This window comes from Chitinophaga sp. SVR4-12A, from assembly GCF_056754765.1.
In genome coordinates this window covers 6,372,796-6,386,180 of record NZ_JBPGWP010000001.1, presented here as the reverse complement: position 1 = coordinate 6,386,180, position 13,385 = coordinate 6,372,796, and the positions used below count along the sequence as shown (strand labels likewise).

Below are 13,385 nucleotides of genomic sequence, written 5' to 3'. Positions count from 1 at the left end.
TCGTTATGAAACAGGTATGCACATTACTACTGGTAATCCTTGGCCTGGGCGTTCGGGCACAAAGCAAGGGAGATTTTCACAATTGGGCGCCTACCCCGCCGATGGGATGGAACAGCTGGGATTGTTTTGGTCCGACAGTGACAGAAGCAGAGGTAAAAGCCAATGCCGACTATATGGCGAAACACATGAAGGCATATGGTTGGGAATATGTGGTGGTGGATATTCGCTGGTATATCAGCAATGATAAGGCTCATGGATATAATGAGACCAATGCGGAATACAATATCGATGACTATGGCAGGTTTATTCCTGCGGTGAACCGCTTCCCTTCTGCTGCGGGCGGTAAAGGATTTAAGCCGCTGGCAGATTACCTGCACAGCAAAGGGCTGAAATTCGGTATTCATATTATGCGTGGGATCCCGGTGGTAGCGGTAAAACGCGGCTTGCCGATCAAAGGTAGCAAAGTGACGGCGAAGGATATTTATTCAGAACAAGAGCAGTGCAAGTGGCTGAAAGATATGTATACGATTGTTCCTGGTAAGGAAGGCGCACAGGAATATTACAATTCACTCTTCGATATGTATGCTGCCTGGGGACTGGACTTTGTAAAGGTAGATGATCTCTCGGCGCCTATTTATCACGCGGGAGAAATTGAGATGATCCGCAAGGCGATAGACCGTACGGGGCGTAAGATCCTGCTCAGCACTTCCCCGGGTGAGACGCCTATTGCACAGGGAGAACATGTACAGCAGCATGCCAATATGTGGCGTACGGTAGATGATTTCTGGGATGCCTGGGAACCGTTGAATGCACACTTTGAAGTGTTTGAGCGCTGGAATAAATGGCGTACTACCGGCGCATGGCCGGATGGGGACATGCTGCCACTGGGCCGTATCGGGATCCGTGCAGAGCGGGGTAATCCGCGTATGACCAAATTCACGAAGGATGAACAGTATACGCTGATGACGCTGTGGAGCATCTTCCGCTCGCCGCTGATGTTTGGTGGTAACCTGCCGGATAATGATCCATTCACATTATCATTGCTGACCAATAAAAATGTGCTCGCTGTTTTAAAGAACAGCAGCAATAACAAGCCTTTGCTGAATGATGCGCAGAAGGCCATATGGACAGCTGACGCACCCGGGGCAGGCGCCAGGTACGTAGCTGTATTTAACAAGGGCACTGATAAGGCTAATATTGCTGTTGATCTTACACAGATAGGGGCAACAAAAGCCTGCACTGTTACGGATCTGTGGACAGGTAAAGTGTTGGGTAAATTCACGGGCAGTTTCAGCCCGGAGATTAACCCGCATGGTGCAGGCTTGTATAAGATCACTTTATGATCATGAAATAAACACCGGGTACAAAGCTACCTATATCAATCACATGTTTGCGGTCTGCTGACTGCCCCAGTATAAAGCCCTGCCGTTGATATCGCTGAGCGTAATAACGGCAGGGCTTTTTGTTATGCAGCCGGCAGTGTGACCCTCATCCTTCAGTGTCCTTTTTTTTGTATATTACTTTTCGGATTACCCGTTTTGTAAACCTCCGGTCATATACAAGTATGAAAAATATCCTGCTCAGCTTAACAGCTATCATCGCTTTTCTTCTGTTACACCCCCCCGCAAGTGCACAAGAGGCAGCCGGTGGCAATGATACCCTTTATTCATCCGTTTTACAACAAAAGCGGCCGATTGAAGTCCTGCTTCCTCAGGGCTATAAAAAAGGCGACAGCACCCGTTACGATGTATTATACGTAATAGATGGGGAGTGGAATACTTCACTCACCCAAAAAGCATATCAGTTCCTGGGGTATGCACAGTTTGTCCCCAACAACGTGATCATAGTGGGTGTTCCTAATGTATATAAGGGAGACATTAATTCCCGGGACAGGGATTTTACACCTACACGTACGGATTTCAGCCCGATATCTGGCGGGGCAGCTAATTTCCTGTCTTTCTTTAAAGAAGAGCTGATCCCTTATATCAATAAACAATACCGTACAAAGCCGGAGAATAATACGTTGTACGGCACTTCATTGGGAGGGCTGTTTGCAACGTATGCATTTCTACATGCGCCTGCGCTTTTCAGATCCTATCTCACGGTTGAGCCAAGCTTGTGGTATGACAATGGCTTAATGAGCAAGCTGGCGCGTGAAAAGCTGCCCAATATGAAGACCGCAGATAATACCTACTGGATATCTGTAAGGGACGGTCAATTCTTTTATGATATGGGCGTAGCCAGCTTTGATTCCGTACTCAGACAACAGGCTCCAAAGGCGCTGGATTGGAAGGTGCAGGCTTACCCGGATGAAACACATTTCTCTACCATCTGGAAAGGACTGTATGATGGTTTTAAGTTTACTTATAAGGGCTTCATGGTGGAGGATAATTTCCTGCTTACGCCAAGCAACGGGCGTATACTGAGCGGCCACCCGTTCAGGCTGAGATGTTATAATGCAGGCGCTGAAAATTATATGGCTTACACAGTGGATGGAAGTGAACCGACAACTGCTTCCACACAGTTGAAGTATGTAAATACCTTTGATTTTTCATCCAGTACTACCGTGACGGTGAAAGCGCTGAGCAGCAGAAAGGAATATGAAAAAACTATCCGCTGTAATTATAAAGTGGAGCCGCCGTTAATGGCCACACAGGCGCCTAAGCATCTTAAAAAAGGCGGGGTACACTTTAAGTATTACAAAGGCAACTGGGATCAGTTGCCGACGCTGAATAAGCTGCAACCTATCCGCACAGGCAGTACAGACGATGGTTTTGACATCAACGGTTTTGGCGGGCAAGACGGATTTGCCTGCGCACTGGAAGGATTGCTGGAAGTGCCTGAAGGAGGTTATTACGTTTTCGGATTAGGGAATAATAACCCTGCACGGGTACAGATAAGCGGGCAGACGATCATTGACGAACAGCAGGCTATCCACAGGCAGTCTTTCATCATCTATTTACAAAAAGGATTTTACCCCATCAAAGTAGAAGGTTTGCGTAAAAAGGGCGGGCAGCAGTTCTCCCCTCTTTTCTGGAGAAAAGAAAGTGAGCCCAACGCTTCGCCGATAGCAGCGGAGTTTCTTTATCATTAACTATGAGCGCTTGTACAGGAGCCATAGTAAGGCGGGTGGTAGCTGTGACAAGGCACTAAGTAAGGACTTCATAGGCAGACAGTAAGCTGGTACGTTACGCTAAGATAGCAAACATACGGAGTAATCGGCCAGTATGCGGCCAGTAAGTGGCTACTGAAAATCAAGGCATTGTGGACATAAGGTGGAGTTGATCGGGACTGCAGGCCGGCTTGAAATGGAGGGCCGTCAGGGGAAGGTAGCAGGCGTTTTTGGGGCGGCAGGAAGCTTTGAGCGGCTGAAAGTTGGGCTGTTTGAAGGCAGTTTACGGCAAAGTAGGTCTTTTGATGGGTAAAAATGCTGATTTGGGAGCGTGTAAGGCATAGGTTTTCCAAGAGCATAGCGCCCGTGGACAAAGAGAATACCGTAAAGTGCCTGAAGGTGGTGAATAGATCATTCCCGCTGGCGGGGTGAGATAGCGGGAGGCGTATTGTTATTCCGGTCAGTACCCCATTTAAATGGTTTGCGGTGGCGGGGGAATTTGCGGGCTTGTTTGCCAGGGCTAAGGTCTTGTGCAGCTGTTGCGACACTGATCACATCGGCCGCCATATAACGGCGATCGCCGGAAAAAGAGCAATGGCCGTTGCATTCCTTGTAGGAACGGTATTGGAGTATGACCATGAGCGTACCCTCCCCCTCGATGGGGACGTTCATCGCCATGCCGTTAAAAGGCTCGTCCTCATTGAGCTCAATGATAGCGGTAGAAACATCGGTACTGAGCACCCGGTTTTCAGCGAAGCTGATGCGGGTAGCGATAAGGCGGAGCTCTACGTGGGAGTTGCTGCCTTGTGGAAGAAGCTCCTGGGCAGGGATATGTAAGGTGCCGTTTGCCGTGAAAACTGGTTGTTCAACAAAGAGCTTTTCAATGCCGGTATGCTTGTTAAAGTGAAAGCCCTGGAGATTGGGAAGATTATCCTTCCCGGCCTGGATAAAGAGCTTATTAAGGCGGTTTACGAGGGTGCCGTCGTAGCGCATGTCCAGGTAAGGGCGGACAGCTTTACGAATGAGCTTTCCTTTCCGGCTGGCCATGCCGAAGCGACGGGCAGCGCGTTTAGTGGGAGCTGTCTGTCTTACTTTTTCCGGCATGCTACGGAAGAAATATTTGCCATTTCTGCGGTAGCCGATGACGTTTTGCAGTCTGCCGGTGAATTTAAAAACACCAGTTTGTAACGCCATAAAGCTTGATTTTAATTAAATATACGGGAAAAGTTGCGACGGCGGATCACAGGGGTGAATTTGTTGATTTAGATCAACTTTTTGGGGGTATTTTGCGGTATTCGGAGCCAGTGATTATATAGAGGATCATAATATTGGACAAGAAGGCGGCTTTTGCTATTTTGCATCTACGAGCAACCCTCCAATATCTTAAAACACGGATGCCATCCATGAACGAGCCACTAAAAAATGTTCGAGCAGATGCGAATGAGCTGATGAAGTCGTGGGTTACATTATTCACGCACAGCATGTACGAATGGGCTTACTACAAAGTAGCTGACAAAGCTACGGCGGAAGACCTGGTGCAGGAAACATTCCTGTCGGCTTTTCAGTCGCTGGACAGGTTCAAGCAGGAAAGCCAGCCAAAAACCTGGCTGTTTTCCATCCTGAACCATAAGATCATAGACCATTTCCGGAAAAGAGTGAAAAGCCCCTTAGTAGATGAAGGAGGCGCAGGGCTTGATTATTACTTTGATCACCATGGCGAGTGGGGCGACCATTCCCGCCCACAGGAATGGACAGGGGATGACAGCCACCTGCTTGACCGCGCCGATTTCAGGACCACCCTGGATGAGTGTATGCAGCGATTGCCAGGTAACTGGTCGGCAGCATTACAGCTAAAATATCTCAGTGAAAAGGATGGCAAAGAAATTTGTCAGGAAATGCGGATCTCGTCGACTAATTTCTGGCAGATCCTGCACCGTGCCAAGCTGCAATTAAGAAAGTGCCTGGAGATACACTGGTTTAAAAAGTAAACGATGAAGAAGCGGATCATACATTTCTTTGTGCTCTCCTGCAGGAAAGCAACCGGGCTGATAGAGAAAAGGCTCTACTTTAAACTTTCTGCCCTGGAAAGGATGCAATTGCGCTGGCACCTTACGTTGTGCGACGCCTGTACCATCTATACAAAGCAAAGTAACTTGTTACATAAGCTGCTGAACCAACACGAACATGATCATACCCATGCCCCTCATCTTCCTGAAGATACAACTCAAGACCTTAAAGAAAGGATTACCAGGAAATTAGAAGAAGAATAAAAAAAAGTTTGTTGTTGTTGTCAGGTAAACCCCAGGTTGGCGACTATTCTTTCAAATCCAATTATTCATTCAACAAACCTGACACAATGGACATTAAAAAGAAAAGCCTGATCACTGGCTCTATGATCGCCGGCGCCTTGTTCGCCACCGCTAACCTGAATGCAAATGCTGCAGACCTGTTCCGCTTTTCCAACCTCGGCACCGGAGAAGAAGTAAGAAGCCAGTTAATGGGTGGCTCATCCAATGCCCTGCACCTGGAACTGAAATGTGGCGAAAAAGGAAAAGCAGACAGCACCGCTGCGAAGAAAGGTAAAGATGGCAAGTGCGGCGAAGGTAAATGTGGAGAAGGTAAATGCGGAGGCGCCAAGAAGGCCGGTGACAAAAAGGATAAGGCCGGCACTAAAGCTAAACCTTAACCGGTTTTAAGTTGTCAGTTGACAGTTATCAGTGATCAGTGATTGAAGCAAATTTTTCTTCTGAGTACTGAGAACGATCAACTGACAACTGACAACTAGCAACTGACAACTAGCAACTGACGACTGTCAACTAAAAAATTACCGTACATGGTTGGTATTGGTTTCAGAAAAGATTTTGCAGCAGATCTGCTGCAGGGCAATGCTATTCAACCGGCCTTCATAGAAGTGGCGCCGGAAAACTGGATCGGTATTGGAGGTTACTGGAAAAAACTGTTCCGCCAGGCATTGGAACAATATCCATTATTCACTCACGGGCTCTCCTTGTCTATTGGCAGCCCGGATCAGCTGGATTTCGTCTTCCTGCAAAAAATAAAGGACTTCCTCCGGGAAACCAATGCACAGTTATACTCCGAGCACCTGAGCTATTCCAAATGCGACAATGCTCACTTGTATGATCTCCTGCCTATTCCGTTCACCATGGACGCGGTGAAGCATGTTTCGCAAAGGATACGTACCGTGCAGGACTTCCTGGAAAGAAAGATCGCTATCGAAATAGTCAGTTATTATACGCCCCTGGCGCCGGAGATGGAGGAGATCGATTTTATCAATGCCATTCTCGCCGCTGCAGATTGCGATCTGTTACTGGATGTGAATAATATTTACGTAAACAGCTTCAACCACCACTATGATGCCAGGGCATTCATTGACCGTCTGCCGCTGGAACGCGTACGGTATATACATATGGCCGGACATGAGCAGGTAGCCGAAGATCTGATCATCGACACACACGGAGAAGCGATCATCGACCCCGTGTATGAGCTCTTTGCCTATGCCATGCAAAAGCTGAACAGGGATGTACCCGTATTGCTGGAACGGGATTTTAACATACCAGAACTGGCAACCTTGCAACATGAAATAGAGCGGCTGCAAACGATTAAAGCAAACAGTATAAAACACCCCGCATATGCAGCAGCTTAATAAGGATACGCCGAATTATCAGTCCGCCCTGGCAAACTACTGCCGTACCGGCGATTATAGAGCAATTCCGGGCGTAAAGACCGCGCATGTTATTCAATACCGCAGGCTGGTATATAACGTGGTGGATGATATGCTGCAATCGGCCTATCCGCTTACCAAAGAACTACTGACGCAGGATGAATGGGATGAGCTGGTGCGGGAATTCTTTTCCGGGCATGCATGTCAGTCGCCACAGGTATGGCATATGCCGAAGGATCTGTACGAGTATTTACTACTGCAGGAAACACATCCGCTGTTGGGCAAATATCCATTCCTGCCTGATCTGTTGCGATTCGAATGGCTGGAGATAGCCTTGTTTATGATGGAAGACAAGCCCGTAGACTGTAATGCTGGCGGCGAGCGCTTAACACTGAATCCCGAACATGAGCTGGTACATTTTGAATATCCTGTACATCTAAAGCAGGCAAAGCAAATAACGGGAACGGATAAGGGGGATTATTTCCTGGTAATATTCCGTGAACCGGAGAGCGGTGATGTGCAATTTATGGAGCTCTCCCCTGCCCTGGCCAGGATGATCGAATTACTGGAAGAAGGACCGATGAGCGTTACAACCCTGGCCGCGGAAATATGCAGGCAACTGCAGATCGGGATCACACCAGCTATACAGGCTATGACGCAATTGTTTGTTGACCAGGGCCTGCAGAACAAACTGATCGCAGGTTTCTTATCTAACAATTAAAAGTGCAATAACAATGAAAGCGATACAATTATATTATAAAGGAGTAGAAAGCGTAGGAAAATTAAAGGACTTACCCTTGTTAATGATCAGGCTAGCGCTGGCATACGGATTTTATACACCGGCAAAAATGAAGTGGAGCGATATAAACAGCATCATAGATTGGTTTAAGAGTATCGGCATGCCAGCGCCAGCTTTAAATGCTTACCTGGCAGCATCCACAGAAGCAGCAGGCGTGGTGTTGCTGGTGTTGGGCCTGGGAACAAGGATCATAGCGGTGCCATTGATGATCGTAATGCTGGTGGCCATTAAGACGGTACATTGGGGAAATGGATTTGAGGCGGGGAATAACGGGTATGAGATCCCGTTGTATTACCTGATCATGCTGGCAGTGGTGTTGGTGTATGGACCAGGGAGGTGGAGTGTGGATGGGGTGATAGGGAGAAGGGGTGAGTAATTCATTGATATTCAGGTATAAATTTTGCAGCAGGTTGCTGCAAAATTATACTGGCGTCAAATTTTTCAGGCAGTGACTGGAGAATTCAGCGTTACTGTATTTTCTTTTGTTCTTCTTCTATGATCTCTTTTAATTGTTTTTCACTGGGCAGATTGGTAAGGTACTTTGAGACAAATACCTTCTGTGGTAAACCAGCGGTAGCATACTTTACCAATGTTTCATTTTTCCCTGCACAAAGTATAATCCCGATAGGGTGTGTGTCACCTTCCTGCATTTCATTTTCCTTGTAATAATTAAGATAAACATTCATTTGCCCGGCATCGGCAGGGGTAAAATCTCCCAGTTTTAAATCCAGCAGGATGTGACATTTCAGTATGCGGTGATAGAAAACCAGATCGATCCGGTAATGGGTATTGTCGAAGGTGATGCGTTTTTGCCTGGCTTCAAAGCAGAAGCCCCTGCAAATTCGTTGGGGTATCCGGGAGCCGTTCAAATTGTTCAGGCACTGCCTGAACAATTTCATTCAATTGATAATCATTTATTTGAAAATATTCAGACGCTGCCTGAATAATTTGGGGGTATGTCAGATAGAACTGCTTGTACAGATGGAGAGCGGTAAAAGATAAGCCTTTAATATCGAGCGCTTTTAATCGTTCAGCAAGGTTTCGGAACAGCCTTTCACCATATTGGGCCCGATCTTCTCCTTTTTGTTCATATTCGAAGATGTGATAGCCTATCATCCAGTTCCTAAGTGTCATTGCAGTATTGACCTGCTTCTGAACCTGATTAAGAAAAAGCTGATTGGTTTTTTGAATAGCTCTTGCAAGGCCTTCCAGGTTATTTACCGGGCTAACTGTGGTTTTCTCTTTCGTCATTTCGTTGCAATTAAAAATGGAATTTAAATTCACTAAAGGAATAGAAGCGTTAATCGGCAGTTAACAATTAAAATAAGACTGCTGCAACCCACTTTCCTCCTTCTCCATTTCTTAAAATTTCCTTAAAAATTTTCTCTACCCTTGACACTTTTTCTTCCATTTAAATAAATTTGGCACACTTAATTAGTCATTGAAACCATTTACTGTTATATATTATGCCAGTACGTGCACATCGATTAATCAAGATCCTAATTCCACTATTCCTGACAGGATTTTTCACAGGCGGATTCCACGGTAGCAGCGCCGCACAGGGCGTTGTTCTTTACACCCCTTATACCAAGATCTCAGTTTCTCCGGGAGAGTCGGTCACCTATTCAGTGGATGTGATCAACAAAAGCGGCAGTTTAAAAAACGCGGACATTATCTTAACGGGCCTGTCTAAAGACTGGACCTATGTGATGAAATCAGGGGGCTGGAACATCAGCCAGCTATCTGTGCTGCCCGGAGAAAAGAAAAGCTTTGAGCTGCAGCTGCAGGTACCGTTGAAGATCAACAAGGGCAGCTACCATTTCGCATTGCAGGCGAGGGGATTTAGCCAGCTACCGCTTACGGTGAACGTTTCACAAACAGGTACTTTTGAAACAGAGCTGAGCACCACACAGCCTAACATTGAAGGCGCGGCCAATTCCACCTTTACCTATAACGCCACACTGAGAAACCGAACGGCAGACAACCAGCTGTATGCGCTGAGCGCCTACGCACCGCCAGGCTGGAACGTGGCCTTTAAAGCCAATTACAAACAAGTATCCTCTGTCAATGTAGAGGCTAACCATACCCAGGACATCACCATTGAAGTAGACCCGCCGGATCAGCTGGCGGCAGGCACGTACAAGATACCCATCGTAGCCACTACCAGCAGTACATCGGCACAGCTGGAGCTGCAGGCGGCTATCACGGGGTCCTATGCACTGGAACTGAGCACTCCGCAGGGGCTCCTGAGCACCAGCCTCACGGCGGGCGATGACAAACGTATTGAACTGGTGGTGATCAACAAGGGCTCTGCGCCGCTGAAGAATATCGATATGCAATCAGCCGCTCCTGCAAACTGGGAAGTGAGCTTTGATCCAAAGAAAATAGCATCGCTGGCGCCGGGACAGATTGCACAGGTATCTGCGGTGATCAAAGCCGATAAGAAAGCTATCGCCGGCGACTATGTGACCAACCTGGAGGCACGGGCGCCGGAGGCTTCGTCCAAAGCAGCTTTCCGGGTTTCGGTCGGCACCTCGATGTTGTCTGGCTGGCTGGGGATCATCATCATCCTCGGCGCATTAAGCAGCGTATATTATTTGTTCAGAAAATACGGACGGAGGTGAGCCATGAGCGAAAACATTATTGCGCTGACCGGTCTTACCAAACAATACGGCACGCTGAAGGCTGTTGACAACCTTAACCTGTACATCAAAAAAGGTGAAGTGTTCGGATTACTGGGCCCCAACGGCGCAGGTAAATCAACCACCATCCTGATGATGCTTGGGCTAACAGAACCTACTGCCGGATCAGTACAGGTGTGCGGTATTGACTCTACCACCCATCCTATTGATGTTAAACGCAGGGTAGGGTATCTGCCGGATGAAGTGGGCTTCTATGAAAACTGCAGCGGCCTTGATAATCTCCTCTATACCGCAAGACTGAACCGCATATCCGACGAAGAAGCGGCACTACGGGCAAATGAGCTGCTGCAACGGGTAGGGCTGTATGAAGTGAAGGATAAAAAAACAAGGACCTACTCCCGCGGTATGCGTCAACGCCTGGGGCTTGCCGATGTGCTGATCAAGCATCCGGAGGTGATTATCCTCGACGAACCTACACTGGGCATTGACCCGAAAGGCGTGCGGGAGTTCCTGGACCTCATTGTGCAACTGAGCCGCGCAGAAAAGATCACGGTGCTGCTCTCCTCCCATCATCTTCACCAGGTACAGCAGGTATGCGACCGCGTAGGCATCTTTGTAGCGGGAAAACTGCTGGCGGAAGGCGATATTCCTACGCTGTCGGCTACCCTGTTTGCAGGCGAGCCCTATACCATTGAAGCAGGCGTTACTGCATCGGCAGGGGACGCCTCCAAACCGGATAACACATCACCAGTAATAGCGCGCCTTCAGCGGCAACTGGAGGCAGTGGAAGGCGTTCGCTCCGTATTGTACGACAAAGGCCTTTTCAGGATAGGTTGCACGCAGGATGCAACAGCGCTTATTGCCGGGGCCATTGTAGGCACCGGATTGGGGCTGACCTATCTTAACAGGAAAGCGTACGGGCTCGATGATATTTATAACCGTTATTTTGAAGGCAGCAATGTTTATGAAAAGGCTTCCTGATACCATGGCTTTACCGAAACATCCGTTCCGGGTGATCATAGATAAAGAGATCGCAGATCATGTACGCAGCTGGCGTTTTATCATATTGCTCTCACTGATCCTGCTCACGTGTTTCGGATCATTGTATATTTCTATCAGCAACTTCAGTAAAGCGATCAAACCGGATGATCCTGATGGGTCATTCTTCTTCCTGAAGCTGTTTACCGCTTCCGATGGCAGCATGCCACCCTTCCATGTGCTGATGGGGTTCCTCGGGCCTTTGCTGGGCATCAGCCTGGGATTTGACGCTATCAATTCAGAACAGAACAGCGGTACACTCAGCCGGATCCTGTCGCAGCCCATTCATCGAGATTACCTGATCAATGCAAAGTTTGCGGCATCGCTGGCGGTGATCAGCGTGTTGTTCTTTGCGCTGGGTTTCCTGGTAATGGGCCTGGGACTGATGATCATCGGTATACCACCCACGCCAGGCGAATTTATGCGGGTAGTGTTTTTTATACTGCTCAACATCCTGCATGTAGCTTTCTGGCTCAACCTTTCTATCCTGTTCTCGGTGCTGCTGCGGCAGCCCGCCACTTCAGCGCTGGCCGCTATTGCAGTGTGGCTGTTCTTCAGCATCTTTTACCAGCTTATTATCAAACTGGTGGCACAGGCCTTCATGCCCTCGCAGTTTGCACCGCCGGAAGCTGTGATGAGGTACCAGGAGATGATCCTGAACCTGCTGAGAATTGTGCCCACGCAGTTATACAGTGATGCCACCGTTACCTTGCTGATGCCCTCCGTGCGCAGCCTGGGGCCGCTCACTATGGAACAGGTATACGGCGCCATTCCCAGTCCTTTACCATTGGGACAAAGCCTGCTGATCGTATGGCCACAGCTGACCGGCCTTATTGCCGCAACGGTGCTATGCTTCGCAGTGTCTTATTTTGCTTTTATGAGGAGGGAGATACGTTCCAGGTAAGGAATGTTAATGAATGGTGGTTGTGTAGGCTTTGCTGACATCCGCCAGGTCCTTCTTCCTGAGTGTTTCGTATCCTTTATCACTGACCGTCCGGTAAAGGTTATAAGCCTTGCCGTTCCATCTCCACACAGGGAACTCCATGCCGGGGCCTCCGATCAGCAAATCAGGATAGCCTTTGCTGACGGTGGTCAGCACGTCGGGGGCCATACCGGGAAATCCCAGCTGCGGTACATATTTACCTGCAGCATCCTTGATGAACAGATTAACACTGGAACCGGCATTACCGGAAGTAAAGGTGTTACCGAAAACAACGAAGACCTCTTCATTGCCGTCCTTGTTCATATCGGCGGGAAAGACGGCAGCAGTAAAAGGATACTCTTTACTGTCCTTGTCCTGCGCGAAAGGCATATCATCCTTGCCGGAGGGAATAAAGCCTAACTGTGCGGCGATCTCATTTTTTTCTTTTACCGAGAGCTTTGTTTTGACATCTTTGAAAAGCAGGGCGGCCGTTTCTGTCAGCTGCTGGGCAGAGAGCGCAGGAATGAAGAGAGCGCCCGCGCAGGCGAGTAGTAATAGCTTTTTCATTGTTCAGTGTTTTGAGGTTACAGTTAAGGCAAAGGTAGACCTTATTTAACAGAAAAGGCGCCGGTTGCCACCGACGCCTTGCTATATAGCTTTGAGCATTATCCTGCGTAAGCTGCTTCCAGCGGCTGAATGTCCAGCTTCTTCATCCTCAGCATGGCAGCCATTACGCGATTGGCCTTGGTCTTATCAGGGTCCAGCATCATTTCATTCAGCACCGTGGGCACTACCTGCCAGGAAAGGCCGTACTTATCTTTCAGCCATCCGCACATTTGTGCTTTGGGATCACCGCCGTCGGTGAGCTTGTTCCAATAGTAATCCACTTCCTCCTGCGACTTACAATTGATGACAAAAGATACCGCTTCATTGAATGTGAAGTGAGGGCCGCCGTTCAGTCCGAGGAATGATTGCCCGCCGATCTCAAACTCGACGGTCATTACGGTACCGGCGGGCATTCCATGTACTTCAAATCCTTCTTCCGTATAATGGGCTATCCGGCGGATCTTACCATCCTTAAAAACAGAAGTGTAGAACTTGGCAGCTTCTTCTGCCTGTGTGTTAAACCACAGGCAGCTGGTCAGCTGTGGCGAAGTGATTGTCTTTTCCATAGTATGAAAGATTTTGAT

The 13,385-nt window shown here is 48.2% G+C and carries 16 protein-coding genes; 11 read left to right on the top strand and 5 right to left on the bottom strand.

Annotated elements, in window-relative coordinates:
• Window positions 1-5 precede the first annotated feature (5 nt).
• The gene (locus ACR9Y8_RS25725; RefSeq protein WP_481216125.1) at window positions 6-1,343 is read left to right on the top strand and encodes a glycoside hydrolase family 27 protein; all 1,338 of its coding nucleotides are present in this window, start codon (window positions 6-8) and stop codon (window positions 1,341-1,343) included.
• A 221-nt stretch (window positions 1,344-1,564) separates the two neighbouring features.
• Complete coding sequence (locus tag ACR9Y8_RS25720; RefSeq protein WP_481216124.1) at window positions 1,565-3,094, top strand: alpha/beta hydrolase-fold protein; 1,530 nt, start codon at window positions 1,565-1,567, stop codon at window positions 3,092-3,094.
• 429 nt (window positions 3,095-3,523) lie between these two features.
• On the opposite strand, the gene ACR9Y8_RS25715 is transcribed toward ACR9Y8_RS25720, so the two are convergent.
• Window positions 3,524-4,306 carry a hypothetical protein gene (locus tag ACR9Y8_RS25715; protein ID WP_481216123.1) on the bottom strand — a complete coding sequence of 261 codons (783 nt, stop codon included), beginning with the start codon at window positions 4,304-4,306 and terminating at the stop codon, window positions 3,524-3,526.
• Between the two features lie 209 nt (window positions 4,307-4,515).
• Here ACR9Y8_RS25715 and ACR9Y8_RS25710 point away from each other — a divergent pair, with 209 nt between their 5' ends.
• From ACR9Y8_RS25710 to ACR9Y8_RS25685, 6 genes are all read left to right on the top strand, one after another.
• The gene (locus ACR9Y8_RS25710) at window positions 4,516-5,100 is read left to right on the top strand and encodes a sigma-70 family RNA polymerase sigma factor (RefSeq protein WP_481216122.1); all 585 of its coding nucleotides are present in this window, start codon (window positions 4,516-4,518) and stop codon (window positions 5,098-5,100) included.
• A gap of 3 nt (window positions 5,101-5,103) precedes the next feature.
• A complete protein-coding gene (locus tag ACR9Y8_RS25705; protein ID WP_481216121.1) occupies window positions 5,104-5,382 on the top strand; it encodes a hypothetical protein in 279 nt (92 codons plus the stop codon).
• 86 nt (window positions 5,383-5,468) lie between these two features.
• Window positions 5,469-5,798, top strand: a complete 330-nt coding sequence (locus ACR9Y8_RS25700) for a hypothetical protein (RefSeq protein WP_481216120.1) — start codon at window positions 5,469-5,471, stop codon at window positions 5,796-5,798.
• Window positions 5,799-5,945: 147 nt separating this feature from the next.
• Complete coding sequence (locus ACR9Y8_RS25695) at window positions 5,946-6,776, top strand: HvfB family MNIO-type RiPP peptide maturase (protein WP_481216119.1); 831 nt, start codon at window positions 5,946-5,948, stop codon at window positions 6,774-6,776.
• Window positions 6,763-7,515: an HvfC/BufC N-terminal domain-containing protein gene (locus ACR9Y8_RS25690; protein ID WP_481216118.1), complete on the top strand. Its 753-nt coding sequence runs from the start codon at window positions 6,763-6,765 to the stop codon at window positions 7,513-7,515. The genes ACR9Y8_RS25695 and ACR9Y8_RS25690 overlap by 14 nt, the downstream gene beginning before the upstream one ends.
• Window positions 7,516-7,528: 13 nt before the next feature.
• Entirely contained in the window at window positions 7,529-7,969 is a 441-nt protein-coding gene (locus tag ACR9Y8_RS25685) for an HvfX family Cu-binding RiPP maturation protein (protein WP_481216117.1), read from the top strand.
• 91 nt (window positions 7,970-8,060) lie between these two features.
• Here ACR9Y8_RS25685 and ACR9Y8_RS25680 read toward each other — a convergent pair whose 3' ends face one another.
• Window positions 8,061-8,462, bottom strand: a complete 402-nt coding sequence (locus tag ACR9Y8_RS25680) for a PDDEXK nuclease domain-containing protein (RefSeq protein ID WP_481216116.1) — start codon at window positions 8,460-8,462, stop codon at window positions 8,061-8,063.
• Entirely contained in the window at window positions 8,413-8,844 is a 432-nt protein-coding gene (locus tag ACR9Y8_RS25675) for a DUF1016 N-terminal domain-containing protein (protein WP_481216115.1), read from the bottom strand. Before ACR9Y8_RS25675 ends, ACR9Y8_RS25680 begins: the two co-directional genes overlap by 50 nt.
• Before the next feature lie 215 nt (window positions 8,845-9,059).
• On the opposite strand from ACR9Y8_RS25675, the gene ACR9Y8_RS25670 reads away from it, so the two are divergent.
• From ACR9Y8_RS25670 to ACR9Y8_RS25660, 3 genes are read left to right on the top strand one after another with little or no spacing between them, the layout of a single operon-like run.
• Window positions 9,060-10,217, top strand: a complete 1,158-nt coding sequence (locus ACR9Y8_RS25670; protein WP_481216114.1) for a COG1470 family protein — start codon at window positions 9,060-9,062, stop codon at window positions 10,215-10,217.
• Window positions 10,218-10,220: 3 nt separating this feature from the next.
• On the top strand, window positions 10,221-11,216 hold the full coding sequence (locus ACR9Y8_RS25665) for an ABC transporter ATP-binding protein (protein WP_481216113.1): 996 nt from the start codon (window positions 10,221-10,223) through the stop codon (window positions 11,214-11,216).
• Window positions 11,217-11,220: 4 nt separating this feature from the next.
• Window positions 11,221-12,177 (top strand): ABC transporter permease, encoded by a 957-nt coding sequence (locus tag ACR9Y8_RS25660; protein WP_481216112.1) that lies wholly within the window; start codon window positions 11,221-11,223, stop codon window positions 12,175-12,177.
• Between the two features lie 6 nt (window positions 12,178-12,183).
• Here the strand turns inward: ACR9Y8_RS25660 and ACR9Y8_RS25655 are convergent, their stop codons facing one another.
• Together ACR9Y8_RS25655 and ACR9Y8_RS25650 are read right to left on the bottom strand one after the other, a co-directional pair.
• Entirely contained in the window at window positions 12,184-12,762 is a 579-nt protein-coding gene (locus tag ACR9Y8_RS25655) for a hypothetical protein (protein WP_481216111.1), read from the bottom strand.
• Window positions 12,763-12,860: 98 nt separating this feature from the next.
• Entirely contained in the window at window positions 12,861-13,367 is a 507-nt protein-coding gene (locus ACR9Y8_RS25650) for a VOC family protein (RefSeq protein WP_481216110.1), read from the bottom strand.
• Window positions 13,368-13,385: the final 18 nt, after the last annotated feature.

Coding starts and splice junctions, on each gene's coding strand:
- ACR9Y8_RS25725 (WP_481216125.1), top strand. CDS start 6: ATGAAACAGGTATGCACATTACTACTGGTAATCCTTGGCCTGGGCGTT.
- ACR9Y8_RS25720 (WP_481216124.1), top strand. CDS start 1,565: ATGAAAAATATCCTGCTCAGCTTAACAGCTATCATCGCTTTTCTTCTG.
- ACR9Y8_RS25715 (WP_481216123.1), bottom strand. CDS start 4,306: ATGGCGTTACAAACTGGTGTTTTTAAATTCACCGGCAGACTGCAAAAC.
- ACR9Y8_RS25710 (WP_481216122.1), top strand. CDS start 4,516: ATGAACGAGCCACTAAAAAATGTTCGAGCAGATGCGAATGAGCTGATG.
- ACR9Y8_RS25705 (WP_481216121.1), top strand. CDS start 5,104: ATGAAGAAGCGGATCATACATTTCTTTGTGCTCTCCTGCAGGAAAGCA.
- ACR9Y8_RS25700 (WP_481216120.1), top strand. CDS start 5,469: ATGGACATTAAAAAGAAAAGCCTGATCACTGGCTCTATGATCGCCGGC.
- ACR9Y8_RS25695 (WP_481216119.1), top strand. CDS start 5,946: ATGGTTGGTATTGGTTTCAGAAAAGATTTTGCAGCAGATCTGCTGCAG.
- ACR9Y8_RS25690 (WP_481216118.1), top strand. CDS start 6,763: ATGCAGCAGCTTAATAAGGATACGCCGAATTATCAGTCCGCCCTGGCA.
- ACR9Y8_RS25685 (WP_481216117.1), top strand. CDS start 7,529: ATGAAAGCGATACAATTATATTATAAAGGAGTAGAAAGCGTAGGAAAA.
- ACR9Y8_RS25675 (WP_481216115.1), bottom strand. CDS start 8,844: ATGACGAAAGAGAAAACCACAGTTAGCCCGGTAAATAACCTGGAAGGC.
- ACR9Y8_RS25670 (WP_481216114.1), top strand. CDS start 9,060: ATGCCAGTACGTGCACATCGATTAATCAAGATCCTAATTCCACTATTC.
- ACR9Y8_RS25665 (WP_481216113.1), top strand. CDS start 10,221: ATGAGCGAAAACATTATTGCGCTGACCGGTCTTACCAAACAATACGGC.
- ACR9Y8_RS25660 (WP_481216112.1), top strand. CDS start 11,221: ATGGCTTTACCGAAACATCCGTTCCGGGTGATCATAGATAAAGAGATC.
- ACR9Y8_RS25655 (WP_481216111.1), bottom strand. CDS start 12,762: ATGAAAAAGCTATTACTACTCGCCTGCGCGGGCGCTCTCTTCATTCCT.
- ACR9Y8_RS25650 (WP_481216110.1), bottom strand. CDS start 13,367: ATGGAAAAGACAATCACTTCGCCACAGCTGACCAGCTGCCTGTGGTTT.